General features: G+C 59.0%; 20 protein-coding genes. 16 read left to right on the forward strand and 4 right to left on the reverse strand.

The window, feature by feature from the left end:
- Window positions 1-61: 61 nt before the first annotated feature.
- The 9 genes from OU419_RS29030 to OU419_RS15300 all read left to right on the forward strand — a co-directional run bounded on the left by OU419_RS29030 (window position 62) and on the right by OU419_RS15300 (window position 7334).
- The gene (locus tag OU419_RS29030) at window positions 62-268 is read left to right on the forward strand and encodes a carbon storage regulator (RefSeq protein WP_408004897.1); all 207 of its coding nucleotides are present in this window, start codon (window positions 62-64) and stop codon (window positions 266-268) included.
- A 283-nt stretch (window positions 269-551) separates the two neighbouring features.
- Window positions 552-2969, forward strand: coding sequence for an RHS repeat-associated core domain-containing protein (locus OU419_RS15265; protein ID WP_268171645.1), 2418 nt, complete (start codon window positions 552-554; stop codon window positions 2967-2969).
- A gap of 1 nt (window position 2970) precedes the next feature.
- Window positions 2971-3381 carry a hypothetical protein gene (locus tag OU419_RS15270; RefSeq protein WP_254474103.1) on the forward strand — a complete coding sequence of 137 codons (411 nt, stop codon included), beginning with the start codon at window positions 2971-2973 and terminating at the stop codon, window positions 3379-3381.
- Between the two features lie 425 nt (window positions 3382-3806).
- Window positions 3807-4256 (forward strand): hypothetical protein, encoded by a 450-nt coding sequence (locus OU419_RS15275; RefSeq protein ID WP_254474102.1) that lies wholly within the window; start codon window positions 3807-3809, stop codon window positions 4254-4256.
- 127 nt (window positions 4257-4383) lie between these two features.
- Complete coding sequence (locus OU419_RS15280) at window positions 4384-4632, forward strand: MafI family immunity protein (protein WP_254474101.1); 249 nt, start codon at window positions 4384-4386, stop codon at window positions 4630-4632.
- Window positions 4633-4716: 84 nt separating this feature from the next.
- A complete protein-coding gene (locus OU419_RS15285; RefSeq protein WP_254474100.1) occupies window positions 4717-5139 on the forward strand; it encodes a hypothetical protein in 423 nt (140 codons plus the stop codon).
- 599 nt (window positions 5140-5738) lie between these two features.
- On the forward strand, window positions 5739-6047 hold the full coding sequence (locus OU419_RS15290; protein ID WP_254474097.1) for a hypothetical protein: 309 nt from the start codon (window positions 5739-5741) through the stop codon (window positions 6045-6047).
- Window positions 6048-6509: 462 nt separating this feature from the next.
- A complete protein-coding gene (locus tag OU419_RS15295; RefSeq protein WP_254474095.1) occupies window positions 6510-6893 on the forward strand; it encodes a hypothetical protein in 384 nt (127 codons plus the stop codon).
- A 105-nt stretch (window positions 6894-6998) separates the two neighbouring features.
- A complete protein-coding gene (locus OU419_RS15300; RefSeq protein ID WP_254474093.1) occupies window positions 6999-7334 on the forward strand; it encodes a hypothetical protein in 336 nt (111 codons plus the stop codon).
- 68 nt (window positions 7335-7402) lie between these two features.
- Here OU419_RS15300 and OU419_RS15305 read toward each other — a convergent pair whose 3' ends face one another.
- Window positions 7403-7726 (reverse strand): hypothetical protein, encoded by a 324-nt coding sequence (locus OU419_RS15305; RefSeq protein ID WP_254474092.1) that lies wholly within the window; start codon window positions 7724-7726, stop codon window positions 7403-7405.
- 845 nt (window positions 7727-8571) lie between these two features.
- On the opposite strand from OU419_RS15305, the gene OU419_RS15310 reads away from it, so the two are divergent.
- Window positions 8572-8850, forward strand: coding sequence for a carbon storage regulator (locus OU419_RS15310; protein ID WP_254474091.1), 279 nt, complete (start codon window positions 8572-8574; stop codon window positions 8848-8850).
- A 264-nt stretch (window positions 8851-9114) separates the two neighbouring features.
- Here OU419_RS15310 and katG read toward each other — a convergent pair whose 3' ends face one another.
- Window positions 9115-11301: a catalase/peroxidase HPI gene (gene katG, locus OU419_RS15315; protein ID WP_254474090.1), complete on the reverse strand. Its 2187-nt coding sequence runs from the start codon at window positions 11299-11301 to the stop codon at window positions 9115-9117.
- Window positions 11302-11605: 304 nt separating this feature from the next.
- Here katG and OU419_RS15320 point away from each other — a divergent pair, with 304 nt between their 5' ends.
- Window positions 11606-14326, forward strand: coding sequence for a cation-transporting P-type ATPase (locus OU419_RS15320; protein ID WP_254474089.1), 2721 nt, complete (start codon window positions 11606-11608; stop codon window positions 14324-14326).
- Between the two features lie 72 nt (window positions 14327-14398).
- Here OU419_RS15320 and OU419_RS15325 read toward each other — a convergent pair whose 3' ends face one another.
- Window positions 14399-14779 carry a DUF6306 domain-containing protein gene (locus OU419_RS15325; RefSeq protein ID WP_254474088.1) on the reverse strand — a complete coding sequence of 127 codons (381 nt, stop codon included), beginning with the start codon at window positions 14777-14779 and terminating at the stop codon, window positions 14399-14401.
- 366 nt (window positions 14780-15145) lie between these two features.
- Here OU419_RS15325 and ccoN point away from each other — a divergent pair, with 366 nt between their 5' ends.
- The 4 genes from ccoN (at window position 15146) to OU419_RS15345 (ending at window position 18950) form a co-directional block, all read left to right on the forward strand.
- The gene (gene ccoN, locus OU419_RS15330; protein ID WP_254474086.1) at window positions 15146-16579 is read left to right on the forward strand and encodes a cytochrome-c oxidase, cbb3-type subunit I; all 1434 of its coding nucleotides are present in this window, start codon (window positions 15146-15148) and stop codon (window positions 16577-16579) included.
- Window positions 16580-16590: 11 nt separating this feature from the next.
- On the forward strand, window positions 16591-16797 hold the full coding sequence (locus OU419_RS15335) for a hypothetical protein (RefSeq protein WP_254474084.1): 207 nt from the start codon (window positions 16591-16593) through the stop codon (window positions 16795-16797).
- A 104-nt stretch (window positions 16798-16901) separates the two neighbouring features.
- Window positions 16902-18041 carry an HPP family protein gene (locus tag OU419_RS15340; RefSeq protein ID WP_254474076.1) on the forward strand — a complete coding sequence of 380 codons (1140 nt, stop codon included), beginning with the start codon at window positions 16902-16904 and terminating at the stop codon, window positions 18039-18041.
- A gap of 48 nt (window positions 18042-18089) precedes the next feature.
- Window positions 18090-18950: a LysR family transcriptional regulator gene (locus tag OU419_RS15345; RefSeq protein WP_254474068.1), complete on the forward strand. Its 861-nt coding sequence runs from the start codon at window positions 18090-18092 to the stop codon at window positions 18948-18950.
- A 40-nt stretch (window positions 18951-18990) separates the two neighbouring features.
- Here the strand turns inward: OU419_RS15345 and OU419_RS15350 are convergent, their stop codons facing one another.
- A complete protein-coding gene (locus tag OU419_RS15350) occupies window positions 18991-19461 on the reverse strand; it encodes a GNAT family N-acetyltransferase (RefSeq protein WP_254474066.1) in 471 nt (156 codons plus the stop codon).
- A gap of 169 nt (window positions 19462-19630) precedes the next feature.
- Here OU419_RS15350 and pdxR point away from each other — a divergent pair, with 169 nt between their 5' ends.
- Complete coding sequence (pdxR, locus tag OU419_RS15355) at window positions 19631-21115, forward strand: MocR-like pyridoxine biosynthesis transcription factor PdxR (RefSeq protein ID WP_254474064.1); 1485 nt, start codon at window positions 19631-19633, stop codon at window positions 21113-21115.
- The last annotated feature ends 4 nt before the right edge of the window (window positions 21116-21119 follow it).

Genomic DNA, 21119 nt, shown 5'->3' on the forward strand with positions numbered 1-21119 from the left:
CTAAAGCCACGGAAGGCAGCTCAGGACATAAGCCAGCAGCAACTCACAAAGGAATTTAGCGATGGGATATTTAGTACTACAACGAAACGAAGGTGAAGGCGTTATATTGACTGCCAAACCAGACGCAAGCGACGAGGAATTGCTTCGTGAACTCAGGGAAGAAGGAATCTGTGTATCCGTGGCCAGCATAAGGGGCTTTAGTGTCAGGTTGGCATTCGAAGCACCAGACTCAATCAGGATTATGCGGGAAGAGCTTGAGACCGACTGAACTACTCATAACCAAATAAAAATCCCAGCCAACTAGCTGGGGTTTTTATTGCCTGCAAAATACTGGGACTACACCAGCCGAATTCCGTTGCTACTTGGGAAAAGACTGACGCAGGGTGAGCGCAGAGCCTCGCTAGGGTTGGCTATCAGCCTGCTGGCCTTATTCAATGCGTCGTCTCTATTCCATCGTTGCTACCGTCCTGCTTGCGCTTGGGCTAGCGAGTACCTCGTTAGCCGCTTGGCGGTTGGGCAGTTTCCATAGCCCCTGCGGCGACACCGCCAGCGTGCAACTCCCCGATGGGCGCACCACCCGCTACCGCTATGGCGCACACGGCGAACCGCAGGAGCGGATCAACCCCGACGGCAGCGTCGTCCGCTATCGCCATGACGAGCACCACCGCCTGTGCGCCATCGAACAACCGGGCGGCCACACCAGCCAGTTGAGCCTGGATGTTTTCGGCAGGCCCCTCGCCCATACCGACCCGCTGGGCCACACCACCCGCCTGAGCTACGCCAGCCACGCCCATCCGCGCGGCTCGGTCACCCAGCTCACCCTGGCCGATGGCACCCAGCAACACTGGCAATACGACAGCGAGCACCGCGTTGCCTGCTTCACCGACGGCGAAGGCCGCAACACCCGCTACCGCTACGGCGCCTTCGACCTGCTGGAAACCCTCACCCAACCCGGCGGCCAGACGCTGCAACTGGCCTACGACAAGCTCACGCGGCTAGTACGCGTTACCAACGGCCTGGGCCAGCACTACCACTACCAATACGACGGCGCTGGCCGCCTGGTGGCCGAGCGCGACTTCGCCGGCAGCATCACCCGCTACGGCTACAACGCCGCCGGCTGGCTGACGGAAAAGCGCTGCGCCGACGGTGGCCGCGTGCTCTACCACTACCACCTAGCCTCCGGGCGGCTGGAGCGCGTCGATCAGCTACCGGCCAACGGCCCGTCCAGCTCCACCCACCTGGCCTATGACGAGCATGGGCGGCTGGCCAGCCTGTACAATCTCTTCGTGCTCATCGAGTACCGGCGCGACGCCGCCGGGCGCATCGTGGTCGAGCGCTGCAACCACCGGGAAATCCACCAGCAGTTCGCCAGCGACAGCGGCCTGCCGATCCAGCTACAGGCCGGGGCTTTCAGCGAGCCGGAAACCGACCTGCAAACCCGTGCCGGCCAGCCCGCTATCCACTGGCAGCACGACCATCGCGGGCTGGCCAGCCTGCGCATCGGCGAGCACGCGCCGCTTGCCTTCCAGCATGACGCCCTGGGGCGTAACACCCAGCGCCACAGCCCGGCGGGCTTTCTGCTGCGGCAGCAGTACGACCGAGTCGGTTTGCTTACTTCGCAAACTGCCGGCCAAGCCCAAAACCCAACCGACCTGCCGCAAGAACTGCACGCCCACGTTCAACGCAGTTACAGCTACGACAAGGCATTCAACCCCATCCAGGTGGACGACAAGCGCTGGGGCAACAGCCGTTATCAATACAACGTCAACGACCAGATCATCGCCGCGCACCTGGGCGGCGCCCAGCCGCAACACTGGCAATACGACAAGGCGCTGGACCTCATCAGCGAGGCCCTGCCCTCCGGCGCGGACGGCACTGCCCGGCCCGTCGTCCAACAGGGTGGCCGCGTGGTGCGCTGCGGCCCGGACACCTACCAATACGATGCCTGTGGCCGGCTGGTGGAAAAGCTCGTGCAGCGCAACGGCTTCCGTCCGCAGCGCTGGAACTACCGCTGGAACGTCGACAACCGGCTCATCGAGCTGCGTACGCCCACGGGCGAAATCTGGCGCTACCAGTACGACCCCTTTGGCCGGCGCGTGTGCAAGTTCCGGGTGGTCACGACCACGCCCGAGTCCAGGCGGCAGATCATCGGCGAGGAATACCTCTGGAGCGGCGAACAACTCATCGAGGCCGCCCCGCTGTGCGCCAACGGCGACGTGCTCTACGAGCAAGCCACCACCTGGATCTACGCCCCCGGCGGCACTACTCCGCTGGCCCAGCGGCAGAACGGCAAGCTCTGCTACATCGTCACCGACCACCTCGGCAGCCCCCGCGAACTGCTCAGCGAACAGGGCGAGGTCGTCTGGTCCAACAGCCCGCAGGTGTGGGGTTTGGCGCGGCTGTGGAAGGCGGCCAATGACGAAGGGGAAACCTGGGATTGCCCGTTCCGCTTCCCCGGCCAATACCACGACCCCGAGAGCGGCCTGCACTACAACCGCCACCGTTACTACGATCCGCACACGGCGCAATACCTCACCCCTGATCCATTGGGATTGGGCGGCGGGAATAGACCTCAGGGGTATGTACACAACCCGATGGGGTGGGTTGATCCGTTGGGGTTGGCGGGGGATTGTTGTGCGGGGGGGACGAAATCGAGCGGGAAGGAGTTTGAAGCATACTTGCATGAAACTCTTGGTGGCACTGGGAGCTTTTACTATAAAGGCCGAGAATTTGATGGTGCTTACGGAAAGGATAATAAAATATGGTATGAAGCAAAATCAGGTCGATACTGGCAAGACTATGCAGCAGAGAACACTGCTGGGCTTACAAAGTTCAAGTCCGACATAGGCGCGCATAAGAGAATCGCCAATGACGCTGGAGCCACATATGAAGTTCACTCAAATACACCAATACCCCAGCACATAAAAGATTGGCTAACAAAAAAAGGAATACCATTTAGAGAGCATTGACATGTCAAGACAAGCCAGCATCGATATATTTTACAAAGAGCAGAACCCCGCAGCTATTCTTACAGATCTAATTAGTAATGGCTGGAGTGCTAACTTTGATGGCGAAGTTATGTTTATTCCGGGAAAAAACATCAACGAATTCGAATGGATAACATCTTCATTCAAAGAATTCAATATGCCACTATTCCTAGAAGAGCTAGAAATAGAAAAGAGAGCAGGAATAAGCCTAGTATATAAAAGAAAGCACGGAGGAGAGTTCTTAATATCAAGCAATTTAATGAGCTTCTCGATATCAATCAACACCATATATATTACCGGAAAAATACCAGACTTCAGCTGGTATATTTCAAGAATCACAGCCGCCATAACAAATAGAGACATACTAGGAATAAAATGCAATGCAAATTGGTAACCAATAACACCATCCCAGCCACAGAACTGGAAAGAATATACCTCTACTCTTCCTACTCAAACCGCCCCATATTGAGATCATTATGGATCTGAAAAAAACGCTGAAAAAGACATCTTGCTTAGCTTGACCTCGCGAGAGCTAGAGTTGATTTTCTCATGTCTTCGGGAGTCTTTTGCCCTAATTGACTGACAAGAGTATTTGTTAAGGACTGGAACCCCTATGGATGAGGCATTAGCGATAACGATGGAGTTGAAGACTATGATGGAACGCGAGGGCTTAGAGCCCTAAGCAGCAAAAGGGACGAAACATCACCCCACAAAACGTGCCGGATGCTGCCGGCACTATTAAGCAACCACGACCAAGGCGATAATGGAGGCAATCTGGCAATCTGGCAATTCTGCTACTCACTCATACCCAAGCTTGGCTTGCAAAACAAACTGAAATATCCAGTCGAAACATTTCCGGAGTATGGAAACAGGTCAGACTACCCAACTGCACTTGACCAAACAGATACTCCAAACTACTGGGACGGTTTCGAAAATATAATTTCCGAGCATATCCCAGAGCTATCGGGGCTTCTTCCTGAAATGAACTCTTGGAGTGAAGACGCAAGAATGTACGGCACCCAATCCGGAGACAGAATTGAAACATGGAACAATGACATAGATTGCATTATAGATATCAGGAAAATAAACTACGAACTAATACTCGCAACCCTAGATATTGCAAAAAGAATGAACTGCCTACTTGTCATACATGGCAGCGGAAGGTTGATAGAGCCGGAAATAAAACTACTTAGAGAAGAAATACTGAACTCCAATTCAGCCAAATTTATTACAGACCCAGAAGGCTACATAACCGGAAATAGAAAATAGATTAATTTCTAAAGACTAGCCCGCTCAGCGGGCTATAGGCGATGTACGTGGCGGCGTGAACATACGTGTAGTAGTCAAACTTCATGAAGAAGGTATTATTACTGCATATCCTAAGTAGAGGCACAGCATGCGCGAACCGGAAGAAATAGTAAAAGTAGCCTTTGAAGAGATATCAGACTGCTTTGAAAACGATACAGAAAGAAATATCAAAAAACTTCTCGCCTACGGAGAGCCTGGAGTTGCGCTGGAAGTCATTTACTCTCAGCTAGTAGAGTTTGACATAGCTATTCCAGCTAGAGTCAAAGAACAGCTTGCAGTGGCCGCAGGAGTCATGGGAATGAATATTGAGGAGCTACAAGATTTAAAAATCCTGTAGCTCTGCTGCGGAAAGCTAATTACGCAGCAACTGCGAGTCTGACCCCATATACCTATATGGTTTCATACCCGCAACGAGGCAAATATGAAATTACACGAATTTAGCAAAGCAAAAGAATTATTTAGATCCGCCACCGAACTTAGCATCGACGCAGAAATTATAACCGATGAGATAGCCAGAAATTACATAAAAAAAGTATTTGAAAAATACAAACCTGGAAAAACCAGCGGGCATTTTTCCATTAGTAGCTCGGCAAGAAGAATCCCCACAGATGAGTACGAATCTTCATTCTCAAGAAACCTAAAAGAGGAGAAAGCGTATGTCTTCTTCGAGCAAAATCAAATAGACAAAAATACTGTCTTCATAATCTCAGATGCCAGAGAATTATCAAAAGTAATAGAAAACTCTTTTGGCATGGAGTACTTCATCTCAAATCAAGAAACCAGCTACTTGATCGCCGTCAACTGGTATTCCATAGAATATACTGGCGAAGTTAACCTTAACTAAATCACCACACTGCACGCGGCTAGGCGCCAGTGGATTGACATTTTGGTCCGCACCAAATATGGACGAAGAATATGGCCCATGAAAATTTTTCCGAGTCCAGCTTTGAGCACAGCCACTTTATTTTCTTGAATGAATACGAAGAAGAGAGGCTTGACGAGTTTATTGATTTCGTCCTAACGACCCTAAATACAAAATAATTGGAGCGAATAGAAGGGCCTTACTCAACGCTAGTCATCACTGAATATGAAGGAGGCAGGATAACCTTGACAAGCGGCTCATTCGAAGGATGTTTTATTTCCATAGATAAAAATGAAGAATGGTCAGTAGAAAAAACAATAGAAGCACTTCAAGTTAAAACTTAAGGACCACAGCCATGTCTCAAAGCCAAAGCCACGGAAGGCAGCCCAGGACATAAGCCAGCAGCAACTCACAAAGGAATTTAGCGATGGGGCACTTGGTACTGCAACGAAACGAAGGCGAAAGAGTTATATTGACTGCCAAACCAGATGCAGGCGATGAGGAATTGCTTCGTGATCATAAAAGGCACAAAGAGCCCTAGCATTGTCCCAACCAGCCCAAACCCAAAATTGGTAGACTAAATGGACATAAATATCAGAAACGCTGTAATTGTTGCACTTACCCAGGCACTACTAGGATCCATATCCAACAACTTCAGAGCAATTCTAATAAGAACAGCCAAAGACCTACACATAGAGTTCTATATTTATCAGAAACTGGAGGAAGACATGGAGGAAATAGAGGACATCATCACAGAATTTGACTCATTAGTCATGGGCATAGAAGCTGTAGCCATAAGTTATGAAGTACGAGTGGGAACTGAAAAAATAGATTTTTCAGGAGAAGACATTACCCCTATATACATCCGGCGCAGGCAAAACTTCCTATGAAAGGAATAGCTATATTACAGGGTAACTCTTAACCTGATTACGATAGAACATCAGCCCCTCCCCATTGGGGCTAGGCTGCGGAAATAGGTCTCAGGGATATGTGCACAACCCGATGGGATGGGTTGATCCGTTGGGGTTGGCGGGGGATTGTTGTGCGGGGGCTGCAGAAGGGAGTGGAACAGTATTTGACTCAATAAAGTCCACTCAAACTGTATATTCAGGGTCAGTGATACCTAAGTCTTTTGAAATGTCTTTAGATAATGGTAAGAAAGTTTGGGTCCACGGAAACGCAACGGAGCACATGGCTGAATATGCTGCGTCTAAAGCAGTTACCCATACTCCCGATGCGGTTAGAATTGTCAGTCAGCAACAGTTGAGAAGCTTCCAGTCTGCCGTGAATACAGCAACCGAAGGTAACAAGCTGCCTACAATTATTCATGCCAGATATACTGGAGCGCACTGATGGACATTGAAATTGATAGCCCAGTAAAATTATCAATGAACTTCATCGATTTTGATGAGCATATTCCATCACTGAAAGCCTCCATAAATCTAGAGCCATTAGGATTTAAGTATGACTTATCACTTTCCACGACTCTATGGTTTGAGTGTGAGGCTTTTGATAAGTTTCTTGAAGCTTTGAAGAGAAAGTCTGCTTCGACTCTAGTTGATATGAAGAGGAACTTTGAATTGAAGATTGACTTTTCTGACAGAAATATATCCTGGAATATTTCAGAAACTGATCTGAATGGTGGAAGCTCTTCGATAAAAGGAAATAGGCCAATGTCCAGCGATGAGCTGGCTGGCTTGGTTAATTCTTTCGATAGTTATCCTAAGTGGTGGTAGCCCCTCTTGAAGTAAAAAGCCCCAGCCAGCGAGCTGGGTTTTTTATTGCCCGCGACAGCAAGAAGGCATGGCTGGCCAAAAAGGCAATATTTTGGATGGGAAGTTATGAGGAAATATCAAACACCTCAATATCTTAACAAAAAACTAGCTGAAGAAGCTTTTGAAACCAATGACATGAAGACCATTTGCGAAGCTCTAGTTGCAGTAGCTCTTCACGAGCAGGACTGGAAATGGGCACAGGATAAATGCTTAGGATTTCTGGAAAGTGAAAGCTCGGACATTAGAGGACTCGCTGCCACATGTCTTGGGCATATAGCAAGGATTCATCGCGAGCTTGATAAGGAAAAAGTTCTCTCTGCCCTTCAAACTCATTTAAGTGACGAATACATATCTGGGCAAGTTTCAGATGCTTTGGACGACATTGAAATGTTCCTTAAATAATCCTCTTACTTGGGAGCTTTTATAAAAAATCCCCGGCCTCTGCCGGGGATTTTTATTTCCGCGATCTTCTACCGCCGTCTACCCCGCTGTTCGTGATCGGCCTGATACAACGACTGCGCATCGGAGACCAGCAGCAACAGCGACCGGCTTACGCCGCTTAGCGATTGGTGTTCCGAGTGGCCCAGGTGCAACGCCGAGAGCAGTTCGATGACCGATTTCAGGCGGCACTCCGCCGCGTCGTACAGCGCGTTGGCCGGGGCATTGGTATTCAGGTAGAGGGTGGCGTCGCGAGAGAGTTTGCAGTGTTGTGACGCTGGCCCCAGAGGAATGAAGCGGCTTCCTTCGCGGCGTTCTGCTGGGGCGGGGTGTGACGTATGATCGGCGTTAGCCATGACTCAGCTCCTTTTAAGCTGCTTTGTGGTTAGCGGGCCGCCGGTGTTAGCGCACCGGCGGCCCGCGTCTTTTGGGTCTGTTGAAGCTCCCTGCGCGATCCGCGCCGTTCGGCACTTTGGGATCGCGCTCTGTTGGTCATCTAGTCTGAATATTTATGCGAATGAGCAAGAACTTGCGCACAAAGAGCGGCGTTCTTCCTCTAACGTGTCGCCATCTTATTGGCGTCTAGCTCGGCGAATCCACGGCTTGCAAGTGACTCCCACCGAATTCCGCAAGCTCTTGGGAAAAGCCTGACACAGACGGCTAGCGAGGGTTGGTTAGGGTTGGCTGTCGTCAGTTGAAATCCTCAAATGCACCTACCTCGCCAACTCAATCAGGCCGTTTTCAGACTCCTTGCCGGCTTACGTAACGCTTTTCAGCCTATTGGAAATTAATGATGACCTCCCCTCTAATCTCGGGAAACTCATATCGTTTGATTAGCGAAACAGAAATAGGAAATTGCAAATTCAAGAAAGGAGAAATTGTAATTTATAGCAGTGGAGGGTATAGCCCCTATGATGAATGCTACATATACCACTTCACCACTAACTCCGGAGAAGAACGTATGTGCGTATCTCCGGTCGAGCTAACCTCAGCCACGATTGAAAATTTCGAGAGCACATCGTAGGGTGACGCCTTCCCCATCCAAACTTCGAAATCTCAATAGACACATTAAGAGCGGCTAGCAAAAAGCTATAGACGCACTCCAAATTAAAACTTAAGAACCACAGCCATGTCTCAAAGCTAAAACCACGGAAGGCAGCCCAGGACATAAGCCAGCAGCAAATCACAAAGGAATTTAGCGATGGGATATTTAGTACTACAACGAAACGAAGGTGAAGGTGAAGGTGAAGGTGAAGGTGAAGGTGAAGGTGAAGGTGAAGGTGAAGGTGAAGGTGAAGGTGAAGGTGAAGGCGTTATATTGACTGCCAAACCAGACGCAAGCAACGAGGAATTGCTTCGTGAACTCAGGGAAGAAGGAATCTGTGTATCCGTGGCCAGCGTAAGGGGATTTAGTGTCAGGTTGGCATTCGAAGCATCAGGCTCAATCAAGATTCTGCGGGAAGAGCTTGATAATGATTGAAGTATTTATAACCAAATAAAAACCCAGCCAAAGCGCTGGGTTTTTATTGCCTGCAAAGTACTGGGACCACACCAGCCGAATTCCGTCGCTACTTGGGAAAGGGCTGATACGGGCCTGGCCGCCGGAAGCGAGCTGGTGGTTCGTCGAGGCCGGCGTCGGCGATGCTCTGCGCTAACGGTTAAGCCGAGGGCGGCGTGCCTGGGGCCTTTGCGCCAAAAGAACGCCCCGCGAAGCCTGAGGTTCGCGGGGCGTTTTTGCCGTCGGTCAGCGCAGGTCGAAGCGGTCCAGGTTCATCACTTTGGTCCATGCCTTGACGAAGTCTTCGACGAACTTCTGCCTGGCATCGGCGCAGGCGTAGACCTCCGCCAGGGCGCGCAATTGGGAGTTGGAGCCGAACACGAGGTCGATGCGGGTACCGGTCCACTTCACTTTGCCGCTCTTGCGGTCACGTCCTTCGTAGAGGTCGTTGGCCGCCGAGGTCGGTTTCCACTCCGTGCCCATGTCCAGCAGGTTGACGAAGAAGTCGTTGCTCAAGGTGCCCACCGTGCTGGTGAACACGCCGTGCGATGACTGTCCGACGTTGGCGCCCAGCACGCGCAGGCCGCCGACCAAGACTGTCATTTCCGGCGCGGTGAGCGTCATCAGTTGGGCTTTGTCGATCAGCAGGTGCTCGGGCAGGACGGGGTACTTGGCTTTGAGGTAATTACGGAAGCCATCGGCGCGCGGCTCCAGCATGCCGACCGACTCCACGTCGGTCTGCTCCTGGCTGGCGTCCATGCGTCCCGGTGCGAAGGGTACTTCGATGGCGTGGCCGCCATCCTTCGCCGCTTTCTCGATGGCTGCGCTACCGGCCAGCACGATGAGGTCGGCCAGGGAGATTTTCTTGCCGCCGGGCGCGGAGTTGTTGAACTCGGCCTGGATGCCTTCGAGCACCTTGAGCACCTTGGCCAGTTGTTCGGGCTGGTTGACCGGCCAGTCCTTCTGCGGTGCAAGGCGAATGCGCGCGCCATTGGCGCCGCCGCGCTTGTCGGAGCCACGGAAGGTGGAAGCCGACGCCCAGGCGGTGGCGACCAGTTCGGCGACGCTGAGCCCGGAGGCAAGCACCTTGGCCTTGAGCGCGCTGACGTCGTTGGCGTCTACCAACGGATGGTCCACGGCGGGGATCGGGTCTTGCCAGATCAGTTCCTCGGCTGGAACTTCCGGCCCCAGGTAGCGGGCGCGCGGGCCCATGTCGCGGTGAGTCAGCTTGAACCAGGCACGGGCGAAGGCGTCGGCCAGTTCATCGGGGTTTTCGTGGAAGCGCCGGCAGATCTTTTCGTAGATCGGGTCGGTACGCAGGGCGATGTCGGTAGTGAGCATGGTCGGCCCGCGACGCTTGTTCGGGTCGAACGGGTCGGGGATGCTGTTGGCCCCGGCACCATGCTTGGGTTGCCACTGGTGGGCGCCGGCAGGGCTCTTGGTCAGCTCCCATTCGTAGCCGAACAGGTTCCACAGGAAGTTGTTGCTCCACTTGGTCGGTGTGGAGGTCCAGATCACTTCAAGACCGCTGGTGATGGCGTCGGTGCCTACGCCTGTCTTGTAGGTGCTGCGCCAGCCCAGCCCCTGCTCTTCCAGCCCGGCTGCCTCCGGGTCGGCGCCAACGTTGCTGGCGGGGCCGGCACCGTGGGTCTTGCCGAAGGTGTGGCCGCCAACGATCAGGGCTACGGTTTCCTCGTCGTTCATCGCCATGCGAGCGAAGGTTTCGCGGATGTCGATGGCGGCTGCCAGCGGGTCGGGGTTGCCGTTGGGGCCTTCCGGGTTCACGTAGATCAGGCCCATCTGCACGGCGGCCAGCGGGTTCTCCAGGTCACGGTCGCCGGTGTAGCGGTTGTCGCCGAGCCAGGTTTTTTCGTCGCCCCAGTACACGTCCATGTCCGGTTCCCATACGTCCTCGCGGCCGCCGGCGAAACCGAAGGTTTTGAAGCCCATCGATTCCAGCGCGACGTTGCCGGTAAGGACGATGAGGTCGGCCCAGGACAGTTTTTTGCCGTATTTCTGCTTGATCGGCCAGATGAGCCGGCGGGCCTTGTCGAGGCTCACGTTGTCCGGCCAACTGTTGAGCGGGGCGAAACGTTGCTGCCCCCGGCCTGCGCCGCCACGGCCATCGCCGATGCGGTAGGTGCCGGCGGCGTGCCAGGCCATGCGGATGAACAGCGGGCCATAGTGGCCGAAGTCGGCCGGCCACCAATCCTGCGAATCGGTCATCACGGCGCGCAGGTCCTGTTTCACCGCGTTCAGGTCGAGGCTCTTGAATGCCTCGGCGTAGTTGAAGGATTCCTCCATCGGATTGGACTTGGAGGAGTGCTGGTGGAGCAGGTCCAACCGCAGTTGATCAGGCCACCAGTCACGGTTGGTGGTGCCACCGCCAGCGGTGTGGTTGAACGGGCAGCTGGCTTTCTTCTCGTCACTCATCACGGCTCCTTGTCTGCGCTCACGGACCGGCGCTCTGTCTGTATATCCCATCAGAAGATAGATCAACTGCGTGTCAGCGCTATTTCCCGGCGATAGGAGTTATCGATTGGCCGCTACGGTAAAAGGCTATGACGCTCACCGCTCCTGCCCTGCCCCGTCCTGGCCGCCCACGCCGATGCAGGGTTCGTTCAGCGTTCGTTCAGGCTCGTCCCGGGCGCCCTTGAGATATGGCAGGCTTTTGCAATAACCCGGCGGCTAGGCTGTGCCCGTTCCCTTTCCATACGGCATGAGCCGGGAGTCGAGCATGACGACGATGCACCCCACCGAGCACAAAGCCAGCGAGCCCGGCGCGGGAGGCTGGTATCGCAAGAGCGTGCAGCAGACCATGACGGAGCTGCAGACCAGCCCTGCGGGCCTCTCCCCCGACGAGGCTGGCGCACGCCTGGCGCGCGTCGGCCCCAACGCCCTCCCCGCCAGGGATAGCGACCCGCTCTGGCTGCGCTTCATGCGGCACTTCAATGACGTGCTGATCTACATCCTGCTGGTGGCCGCAGTGGCCACCGCGCTGATGGGCCACTGGACCGACACTGTGGTGATCCTGCTGGTGGCGGTGATCAACGCCGGTATCGGCTTCTTCCAGGAGAACAAGGCGGAGAAATCCCTGGCGGCGCTGCGCGGCATGCTCAGCAGCAGCGCCCACGTGGTGCGCAGTGGACGGAAGATGGAGGTTGACGCCAGCGCGCTGGTGCCCGGCGACATCGTGGTGCTCAAACCCGGCGACAAGATTCCCGCCGATGTGCGCCTGTTCGATGTGCATCACCTGCAGGTGGAGGAGTCGATGCTCACCGGCGAGTCGCTCACCGTGGGCAAGCACGCCGACGCGCTGGACAAGGACGCGCTGCTGGCCGACCGCATCAATCTTGGTTTCTCCGGTACCAACGTGAGCTCCGGCAATGCCCGTGGCGTGGTGATCGAAACCGGCGCGGCAACGGAGCTGGGCCGCATCAACCGGATGATTTCCAACGTCGGTGAAAGCGAAACCCCGCTGCTGCGGCAGATCGCCCAGTTGGGCAAGCGCATCTTCCAATTGATCGTCGGCATGATGCTGGCGCTGTTCGTCATCGGTTTTTTCTGGCACGACTATCCGTTCGGCGAGCTGCTGCTGTCGCTGATAAGCCTGGCCGTGGCGTCGGTGCCGGAGGGCCTGCCGGCGATTGTCTCGATCATCCTGTCGCTGGGCGTGCAGCGCATGGCGCGCAACAAGGCGATCATCCGCAAGCTGCCGACGGTGGAGACGCTCGGCGCGATGAGTGTGATCTGCTCGGACAAGACCGGCACGCTGACCATGAACGAAATGACGGTCAAGGGCGTGCTGCTGGCCGATGGCATTTATAGCGTCGAGGGCCAGAGCTACGAGCCCAGGGGCCGGATCACTTTCGGCGGCGTGAGCGAGCCGCTGGACTGGTCGCGCCACGGCACGCTGGAGGCATTCATCCACGCCGTGGACATCTGCAACGACAGTTCCCTGCAACGCAACGACGAGGGCCGCTGGAGCGTGGTCGGCGGCCCGACCGAGGGCGCGCTGAAGGTGCTGGCGCGCAAGGCGGACCTGGCGGAGGCCGAGGTCCGCAAGTTCGGCAAGATTCCCTTCGATTCCGCCTACAAGTACATGGCCCGCCGCTGCGACGTGGACGGCCAGAGCCTGATCTACCTGAAGGGCGCGCCCGATGTGCTGCTGCGCATGTGCCAGCAGCAACTGACCGCTGCCGGCGCAGAGCCGCTGGACCGCGAGTACTGGGAGCGCGAGATGAGCCATATCGCCAGCCAGGGCCTGCGTATGCTGGCGGCGGCATACAAGCCGGTGCCCGCGCAGAACGAGGCGATCGATCATGAGGACCTGCAGCAAGGCATGATCTTCCTCGGCGTAGCCGGCCTGATGGACCCGCCGCGCCCCGAGGCCATCGATGCCATCGCGATGTGCAAGCGCGCCGGCATCCAGGTGAAGATGATCACCGGCGACCATCCCGACACCGCCGTGGCCATCGCCGGCATGCTCGGCATGGGCGACGATCTGCGCGCGATGACCGGCCAGGAACTGGAACAGGCCGACGACGAGCAGCTCAGGTCGCTCGCCATGCAGTATTCGGTATTCGCCCGGACCAGCCCGGAGCACAAGCTGCGGCTGGTCCGGGCGTTGCAAGCCAACCAGCAGGTGGTCGGCATGACCGGCGATGGAGTCAACGATGCGCCGGCGCTCAAGCAGGCCGACGTCGGTATCGCGATGGGCATCAAGGGTACCGAGGTGACCAAGGAAGCCGCCGACATGGTGCTCACCGACGATAACTTCTCCACCATCGCCAACGCGGTGCGCGAGGGCCGCCGCGTATACGACAACCTGAAGAAGACTGTGCTCTTCGTGTTGCCGACCAATATGGCCCAGGGCCTGCTGATCGTGATGGCGATCCTCGCCGGCACGGTGATCCCGCTGTCGCCGCTGCAGATTCTCTGGATGAACATGGCGACGTCCACCACGCTGTCGTTCGCGCTGGCATTCGAGCCGGGCGAGCCGGGCATGATGCGGCGCCCGCCACGCAATGCGCGGGAGTCGATTCTCAACGGTTTCGCGGTCTGGCGGGTGCTTTATGTCGGCGGCCTGCTGACTGCCGCGGCATTCCTCCTGGAAGCCTGGATGCTCAGCAACGGCCAGGACACCGAGCATATCCGCACGATGATCCTGCACACCCTGGTCACCGCGCAGTGGGCCTACATGTTCAACTGCCGCCTGCAAGACCAGTTCTCGCTGAACGCCGGACTGCTGCGCAACGCCGCGCTGCTGACCGTGACCTTCGCGCTGATCCTGTTGCAGTGCTTCGTGATCTACGTGCCGTTCATGCAGTCGGCCTTCCACACTGTGGCGCTGCCGTTCAGCAGTTGGCTGATCTCGCTGGGTATCGGCGTACTGGTGTTCTTCGCCGTGGAGCTGGAGAAGCTGGTGATCCGCCGCTGGAAGGCTTCGCGCGGCTGAGGGCAGCGCTGCAATGTTCGACAGGCCCCTCCCGGAACCGAGGGGCCTTTTTCATGGAGGGCAGCGGCCTGGTTACTGGTGCAGCCGCAGCACCGCTTCCAGCTCCTCGCGCAACCAGGGTTCGTCGATTTCGGGCAGGCGCCGGGCGATCTGCCGGGCCACCCAGCGCTGGCCGCGGCCGATGAAGTCGAAGCGCAGTTCCAGGTCGTCGATGAGCATGGCGCTGGCATGGAAATCGCCGATGCCGCTGTCCGGCGTCGCGCCCAGGCGTTCCAGGCAGGTGCGCAGGCGTCGGCAGCTCTCCGTTTCGCCCTGGTGCAGGTGTTCCAGACGTCGGCGCACCAGAGGCTCGTCGGTCTGGCGCAGGCTGTCGAGCATGACCCGGGCGCCCGCGCGCTCGGCGCGCATCAGGGTTTGCAGCCAGTCGATGAGATCGTTGGGCGGGCTGGACATCGCAGGCTCCTCGGCAAAGGCGAAGGCCCATGCTAGCCCCGCGCCTGATATGCCTCTAAATGAATTGAATTGCACTTAGGCAGCATTTTTTTTAATACATCCGGCGGCCGCCAGGCTCGGTTGTTTTCCGTACGCCGCTCGGCGTCATTGACCCGGGACATGGAATGCCATCGCCGGCGCATGGCGTGCACCGCTTTTGAGTTCAAAAAATATGCACTTAGGCTGCATTATTATTCGTTTGTTGCATTCAATGCGGCTCTTCAGACTGTCCTGACTCCCTGCGGCGAATTGCCTCCCTTGCGTTCGCCCCTTGCACGCCGTTCGGCGCGGGGAGTCGTCAGTCAACCGCAGTGCGACGGAACCAAGATGACCAGCGCGATAGCTCTCGACCAAGACACCGCTTACAACTACGACATCGTTCGCCGCTTCACCCTCACTACCCTGGGCTGGGGCATCATCGGCATGCTCATGGGCGTGTTCATCGCCGCCCAACTGGTGTGGCCGCAACTGAACATGGATACGCCCTGGACCAGCTTCGGGCGCATCCGCCCCATTCACACCAACCTGGTGATCTTCGCCTTCGGCGGTAGCGCGCTGTTCGCCACCTCGTTCTATGTGGTGCAACGTACCTGCCGCGTACGGATCATTTCCGACAGCCTGGCCAACCTGCTGTTCTGGGGCTGGCAGGCGAGCCTGGTGGCGATGCTGGTGAGCTACCCGCTGGGCATCACCACGTCCAAGGAATACGCCGAGATGGAGTGGCCCATCGCGCTGTGGGTCACGGTGCTGTGGCTGGTCTACGCCTACCTGTTCTTCGGCACCATCGCCCACCGCAAGGTGCGCCACATCTATGTCGGCAACTGGTTCTATGGCGCCTTCATCGTGGTGACCGGGATGGTCCATGTGGTCAATCACCTGGCCATTCCGGTGACGCTACTGAAGTCCTACCCGATCTATTCGGGTGCGACCGACGCCATGATCCAGTGGTGGTATGGCCACAGCGTGGTGGGCTTCATCCTCTCGGTGGGCTTCCTCGGCATGATGTACTACTACGTGCCCAAGCAGGCCGAGCGGCCGATCTACTCCTATCGCCTGTCCATCGTGCACTTCTGGGCGATCATCACCCTGTATATCTGGGCCGGCCCGCACCACCTGCACTACACCGCATTGCCGGACTGGGCGCAGAGCCTGGGCATGGTGATGTCGCTGATCCTGCTGGCGCCAAGCTGGGGCGGCATGATCAACGGCATGATGACCCTCTCGGGTGCCTGGCATAAGTTGCGTACCGACCCGATCCTGCGCTTCCTGGTCGTGTCGCTGGCGTTCTACGGCATGTCGACCTTCGAAGGCCCGATGATGGCGATCAAGACTGTGAACTCGCTGTCCCACTACACCGACTGGACCATCGGTCACGTGCATGCCGGCGCGCTGGGCTGGGTGGCGATGATTTCCATCGGCGCGCTGTACCACATGATTCCGAAGCTTTACGGACGCGAGCAGATGCACAGCGTCGGCCTGATCAACGCGCACTTCTGGCTGGCCACCATCGGTACCGTGCTGTACATCGCCTCGATGTGGGTCAACGGCATTACCCAGGGCCTGATGTGGCGCGCGGTGAACGATGACGGCACGCTCACCTACTCCTTCGTCGAAGCGCTGTCGGCCAGCCACCCGGGCTACATCGTGCGGCTGATCGGCGGCTCCACCTTCGCCAGCGGCATGCTGCTGATGGCCTGGAACACCTGGCTCACCGTACGGGGGAGCAAGCCGGTGAACCGGATCGAAATGGCACCGGCCTGAGGAGCACGACGATGTTGCTGACGCTCATCGGACTGGCCGGCTGCGCCGTCGCCTGCTGGTGTGCCTGCCGCGGCGACGTGGACGAGCAGACCGCACTGCTGCCCTTCGCCGACGACCCGGAAGCCGAGCGCCACATGAGCGCGGCCACTGGCCGGCACTGCGAGCGCGTCGTTGAGCCGCTGCCGGAACCGCCGCCGCCCTATCGGCTACGCGCCTGATTTCCCCCCCCACGGATGGGGCCTCCCCGCGTGCCGCTCGCGGCACCTTGCCGGGCTCTTGCCGCAAGAGCCCGTTTTTTCCGCTTTCTAGTACGGACTTTCCAATGCCCGCCCTGCCCGGCTGGCGGCAGCGCGCCGCCTCCTACCTGCCCGATATGCCGCATACCCGGCCGCGCGAGTGGTTGCGCGCCTCCTGCGGCACGAGCCTCGGTTTCCTGCTCAGTGCGATCGCCTGCGAACTGCTGTTCGGCCCGGCGATACCGCCGCATTTCGCCGGCCCCTGGGCGGCTTCGGCGATCCTGGTATTCGCCGTGTCGTCCGGGGCGCTTGCCCAGCCGTGGTCGGTGCTTGGCAGCTACCTCTGCGCATCGCTGGTGGCCACGCTGGTCTGCTGGTGGCTGCCGGGCGGAATCCTCGCCGCAGCCCTGGCGCTGGGCCTGTCCCTGCTGCTGATGTACCCGCTGCGCTGCCTGCACCCGCCGGGCGGCGCGCTGGCCTTCAGCCTGGCCTTCGCCGCGCCGCTGCCGGGCGAGCCGGTGTGGATGGCGCCCCTGGTGGCGATCAGCGGCGGGTTGGGCCTGGTCCTGCTGGCACTGCTATTCAACAATCTCACGCGCATGCCCTACCCCCGCCGCCGCAGCCTCGCCACGGACCATCACCAGACCCGGGACCCGCTGCCGGGCGAGCGCGTCGGTATCCAGTCCACCGACCTGGACCAGGCGCTGGACGAACTGGGCGCCTTCGTCGATATCACCCGCGACGATCTCGAACGCATCGTCCGCAGCACCGAACGCCATGCCCTGCGCCGCAGCATGGGCGATACCCGCGCGCGCCAGGTGATGTCCCGCGACCTGGTCTGCGCCACGCCGGACACCCCGGTGCGCCATGCCCTGCGCCTGCTGGTACGGCACCACCTGAAGGCGCTGCCGATCCTCGATGAGGACCGGCGGCTGGTGGGCATCGTCAGCCTGATCGACCTGCTCGCCCCCAGGCGCAAGGGCGGCTGGCTGAAACGCCTGCTCGGCGGGCTGGGCCTGCACCGCGAGCGCATGCTGGCCGAGGTGATGAGCAGCCCGGTGCTCCACGTGGATGCCGACAGCCATGCGGTGGAGCTGATCCCCCTGCTGTCCGACCACGGCCTGCACTGCCTGCCGGTGCTCGAGCGCGGCGAACTGGTGGGGGTGATCACCCAGACCGATCTGATCGCCGCGCTGCGGCGCGACCTGCTCAGCCACCTGGGCTAGGCACGCTTTCCGTTACACTGGCCGCCTGATTCGCGCAGAAACCGCCCAATGGACATCGACCTGACCCGCACCTTCCTGGAAATCGTCCGCCACGGCAGCTTCGTCGCTGCCGCCGAGCGCATGCACATCACCCAGACCGCCGTTACCGCGCGGGTGCAGAAGCTGGAGGCGCACCTCAACAGCACCCTGTTCGTGCGCAACCGCGCCGGGGCTCGCCTGACACCGGACGGGGAAGCCTTCGTCACCTACGCCAACCAGATTCTGCAGACCTGGGAAGCCGCCGAGCGCGACCTGCCATTGCCGGCAGGCATTCATAACGTGCTGCATGTCGGCGGCGAGGTGAGCCTGTGCAACCCGCTGATGCTGCGCTGGGTCAGCCGCATCCGCCAGGTGATCGGCGACCACGCGGTGCATGCGGAGATCGGCGATGGACAGAGCCTGTTGCGGCAACTGGAGCTGGGCGTGCTGGACGCCGCGCTGGTGTACCGCCCGACCTATTGGCCGGGCATGCAGGTGGAGCAGTTGCTGGAGGAGAAACTGATCCTGGTGCGCGCGCAAAACCCCGAGCCCTATGTTTACGTCGACTGGGGCGAAGGCTTCCGCCAGCAGCACGACAGCGCCCTGCCGGAGCGGGCCAAGGCGCCCGTGACCTTCAACCTGGGGCCGCTCGCGCTGCAATACATCCTGGAAAACGGCGGTTCGGGGTACTTCCGCACACGCGTGGTGCAGAGCTATCTCGACCGCAAGGTGCTGCGCCGCGTGCCCAAGGCCCCGGAGTTCAGCTACCCGACCTACCTGGTGTACTCCCGCGACCGCGACTCCCAGGCGCTGCAGCAGGCTTTCACCCTGCTGCGCGAGGTGGTGGCGCAGGACCCGGACTGGTCTCAGCGCTGGGACCCGATGATCTGAAGCGGCAGGACGGCGGCGCCTTGCACCGCCGCCCTGGCCATCAGTGCTCGGTGTCCAGCGCCATTCGGTACTCGATCACTCCGGGCCGCTCGGCGATCCAGTCATACAGTCGCTGCGCCGTGTGGTTGGTTTCCTGGGTGTGCCAGTACAGCCGCTCGCACTGCCGCTCGCTGGCCTGGCGCTGCACGTATTCGATGAGCTTCTTGCCGATCTTCTGCCCGCGCACGCTTGGTGAAACGTAGAGGTCTTCCAGGTAGCAGAAGTCGTTGCGCCCCCAGGTCGAGCGGTGGAAGACGAAATTGACGAACCCGAAGAGCCGCTGGCCGTCGGTGGCCACGGCGCAATGCACCGGCTCGGCGGCATCGAAGAAGCGCGCCCAGGTGGCGCGGGTCGTTTCCTCGCTCAGGTTCACGGCGTAGAACTCCTGGTACTTGTCCCAGTACTCGGACCACTTCTCGAAATCCTCCTGCGCCACCGGGCGAATGGATATGAGCTGTTGTATGGCAGTCATGTCACGTCTCCTTCTCTACTGCGGGAACTGTCCCTTCATGTATTCGCGGCGGGCGGCCGGCTGCCGCTCGCCTCGACCGGGCCAGAGCCCTTCGGCTTGACCGGGGCTGATTTATATCGCCCTAATGGAATGGATAGCCCCGCCATTATGCGAATGACGAGCAGACCAATTGTTCAGGAACTCCCTACTCGAATCGGTCAAGGCACGGATGATTCACCCGGAGCTGCTGGCGTTACCGCTGCACGCAAGGATCCAGCGCGCCCTTCGCCAACTGATACTCGACGGCGCCCTCACGGCGGGAACGCCACTACCCGCCTCGCGCCAACTGGCCGGCTCCCTCGGCGTTTCCCGCGACACCATCGAATCGGCCTACAGCCATCTGCACGCCGAAGGCTTCATTGAGCGGCGGGTCGGCAGCGGCAGCTTCGTCGCCGAGGCCACCCGTCTTTCCCCCGGACGGCGCACGCCCAGGCAGCCGCGCCATGCCACCACGGGCCCCGCGCGGCTCAGCCAGCGAGGCCAGGCGATACTCCACCACGGTGGCGTGCGCGAGCAGCTCACGCCGCGCCCATTCGCGCCCGGCGTGCCGGAAACGCGCACCTTCCCGCTGCCGACCTGGGAGCGCCTGCAACGCCAGGTGCTGAAGGAGTTCGGCGCCAGGGCCCTGATGCACGGCGACCCGCAGGGCGCCCTGCCGCTGCGGCGCGCCATCGCCGACTACGTGAACCTTGAGCGTGGCGCGCGCACTACGGCGGAACAGGTGCTTGTGCTGACCAGTTCGCAGCAGGCCCTGGGCCTATGCGCCAGCGTCCTGCTGGACCCGGGCGAGCGGATATTCATCGAGGATCCGGTCTACTACGGTGCGCGCAAGGCATTCGTCGCGGCGGGGCTCGACTGCCAGGCCATTGCCGTCGACGAGCACGGCATCGAGGTCGACCGGCTGCTAGCCCAGCCTCACTCCGCCAGGGCCGTGTACCTGACCCCATCGCACCAGTTCCCCACCGGCACGACACTCTCGCTGGAGCGGCGGCTGGCGCTGATCGAATGGGCCGAGCGGGAGCAGGCGTGGATCATCGAGGACGACTACGACAGCGAATTCCACTACGCCGGCAAGCCGACCGCCTGCGTCCAGGGCCTGGACGCTCACGAGCGAACGCTCTACATCGGCACTTTCACCAAGTCGCTGTTTCCGGGGCTGCGCGTCGGCTACCTGGTGTTGCCGCCCGCGCTGGTGGAGCCCATGACCATCGCCCGCTCCCTGCAGGATGGCCACACCGCCTCCATCGCGCAGTTGACCCTGGCGCGCTTCATCAGCGGCGGGCATTTCGGCGCGTACGTGCGCAGCATGCGCAACCTCTACGCCGAACGCCTGGCCCTGTTGGCCGAGTTGCTGGAACGGCGACTCGGCGGGCTTGTGCAACCCCGCGTGCCGGCGGGCGGCTTGCAGATGCCCTGCCTGCTCTCCGCCGCGCTGGAGGAAAGCACGGCCATCGCCGCCGCGCGCGGCGCGGGTATCGAACTGCTGGGCCTGAGCGGCCTGTACGTTACCCGGCCGCCGCAACCGGGCTTCCTGATGGGCTTCGCGGCGTACACGACCGATGAACTCGAACGAGCGGTGGATGGCCTGGCGCGAAGCCTGGAAAAGCTGACCTGAACCA

Origin of the sequence: Pseudomonas triclosanedens, assembly GCF_026686735.1 — a bacterium.
GTDB classification, from domain to species: Bacteria; Pseudomonadota; Gammaproteobacteria; order Pseudomonadales; family Pseudomonadaceae; genus Pseudomonas; species Pseudomonas triclosanedens.

Bases quoted from the DNA above. Each gene is read 5' to 3' on its own strand.
- OU419_RS29030 (WP_408004897.1), top strand. From the start codon at position 62: ATGGGATATTTAGTACTACAACGAAACGAAGGTGAAGGCGTTATATTG.
- OU419_RS15270 (WP_254474103.1), top strand. From the start codon at position 2,971: ATGTCAAGACAAGCCAGCATCGATATATTTTACAAAGAGCAGAACCCC.
- OU419_RS15280 (WP_254474101.1), top strand. From the start codon at position 4,384: ATGCGCGAACCGGAAGAAATAGTAAAAGTAGCCTTTGAAGAGATATCA.
- OU419_RS15285 (WP_254474100.1), top strand. From the start codon at position 4,717: ATGAAATTACACGAATTTAGCAAAGCAAAAGAATTATTTAGATCCGCC.
- OU419_RS15290 (WP_254474097.1), top strand. From the start codon at position 5,739: ATGGACATAAATATCAGAAACGCTGTAATTGTTGCACTTACCCAGGCA.
- OU419_RS15295 (WP_254474095.1), top strand. From the start codon at position 6,510: ATGGACATTGAAATTGATAGCCCAGTAAAATTATCAATGAACTTCATC.
- OU419_RS15300 (WP_254474093.1), top strand. From the start codon at position 6,999: ATGAGGAAATATCAAACACCTCAATATCTTAACAAAAAACTAGCTGAA.
- OU419_RS15305 (WP_254474092.1), bottom strand. From the start codon at position 7,726: ATGGCTAACGCCGATCATACGTCACACCCCGCCCCAGCAGAACGCCGC.
- OU419_RS15310 (WP_254474091.1), top strand. From the start codon at position 8,572: ATGGGATATTTAGTACTACAACGAAACGAAGGTGAAGGTGAAGGTGAA.
- katG (WP_254474090.1), bottom strand. From the start codon at position 11,301: ATGAGTGACGAGAAGAAAGCCAGCTGCCCGTTCAACCACACCGCTGGC.
- OU419_RS15320 (WP_254474089.1), top strand. From the start codon at position 11,606: ATGACGACGATGCACCCCACCGAGCACAAAGCCAGCGAGCCCGGCGCG.
- OU419_RS15325 (WP_254474088.1), bottom strand. From the start codon at position 14,779: ATGTCCAGCCCGCCCAACGATCTCATCGACTGGCTGCAAACCCTGATG.
- ccoN (WP_254474086.1), top strand. From the start codon at position 15,146: ATGACCAGCGCGATAGCTCTCGACCAAGACACCGCTTACAACTACGAC.
- OU419_RS15335 (WP_254474084.1), top strand. From the start codon at position 16,591: ATGTTGCTGACGCTCATCGGACTGGCCGGCTGCGCCGTCGCCTGCTGG.
- OU419_RS15340 (WP_254474076.1), top strand. From the start codon at position 16,902: ATGCCCGCCCTGCCCGGCTGGCGGCAGCGCGCCGCCTCCTACCTGCCC.
- OU419_RS15345 (WP_254474068.1), top strand. From the start codon at position 18,090: ATGGACATCGACCTGACCCGCACCTTCCTGGAAATCGTCCGCCACGGC.
- OU419_RS15350 (WP_254474066.1), bottom strand. From the start codon at position 19,461: ATGACTGCCATACAACAGCTCATATCCATTCGCCCGGTGGCGCAGGAG.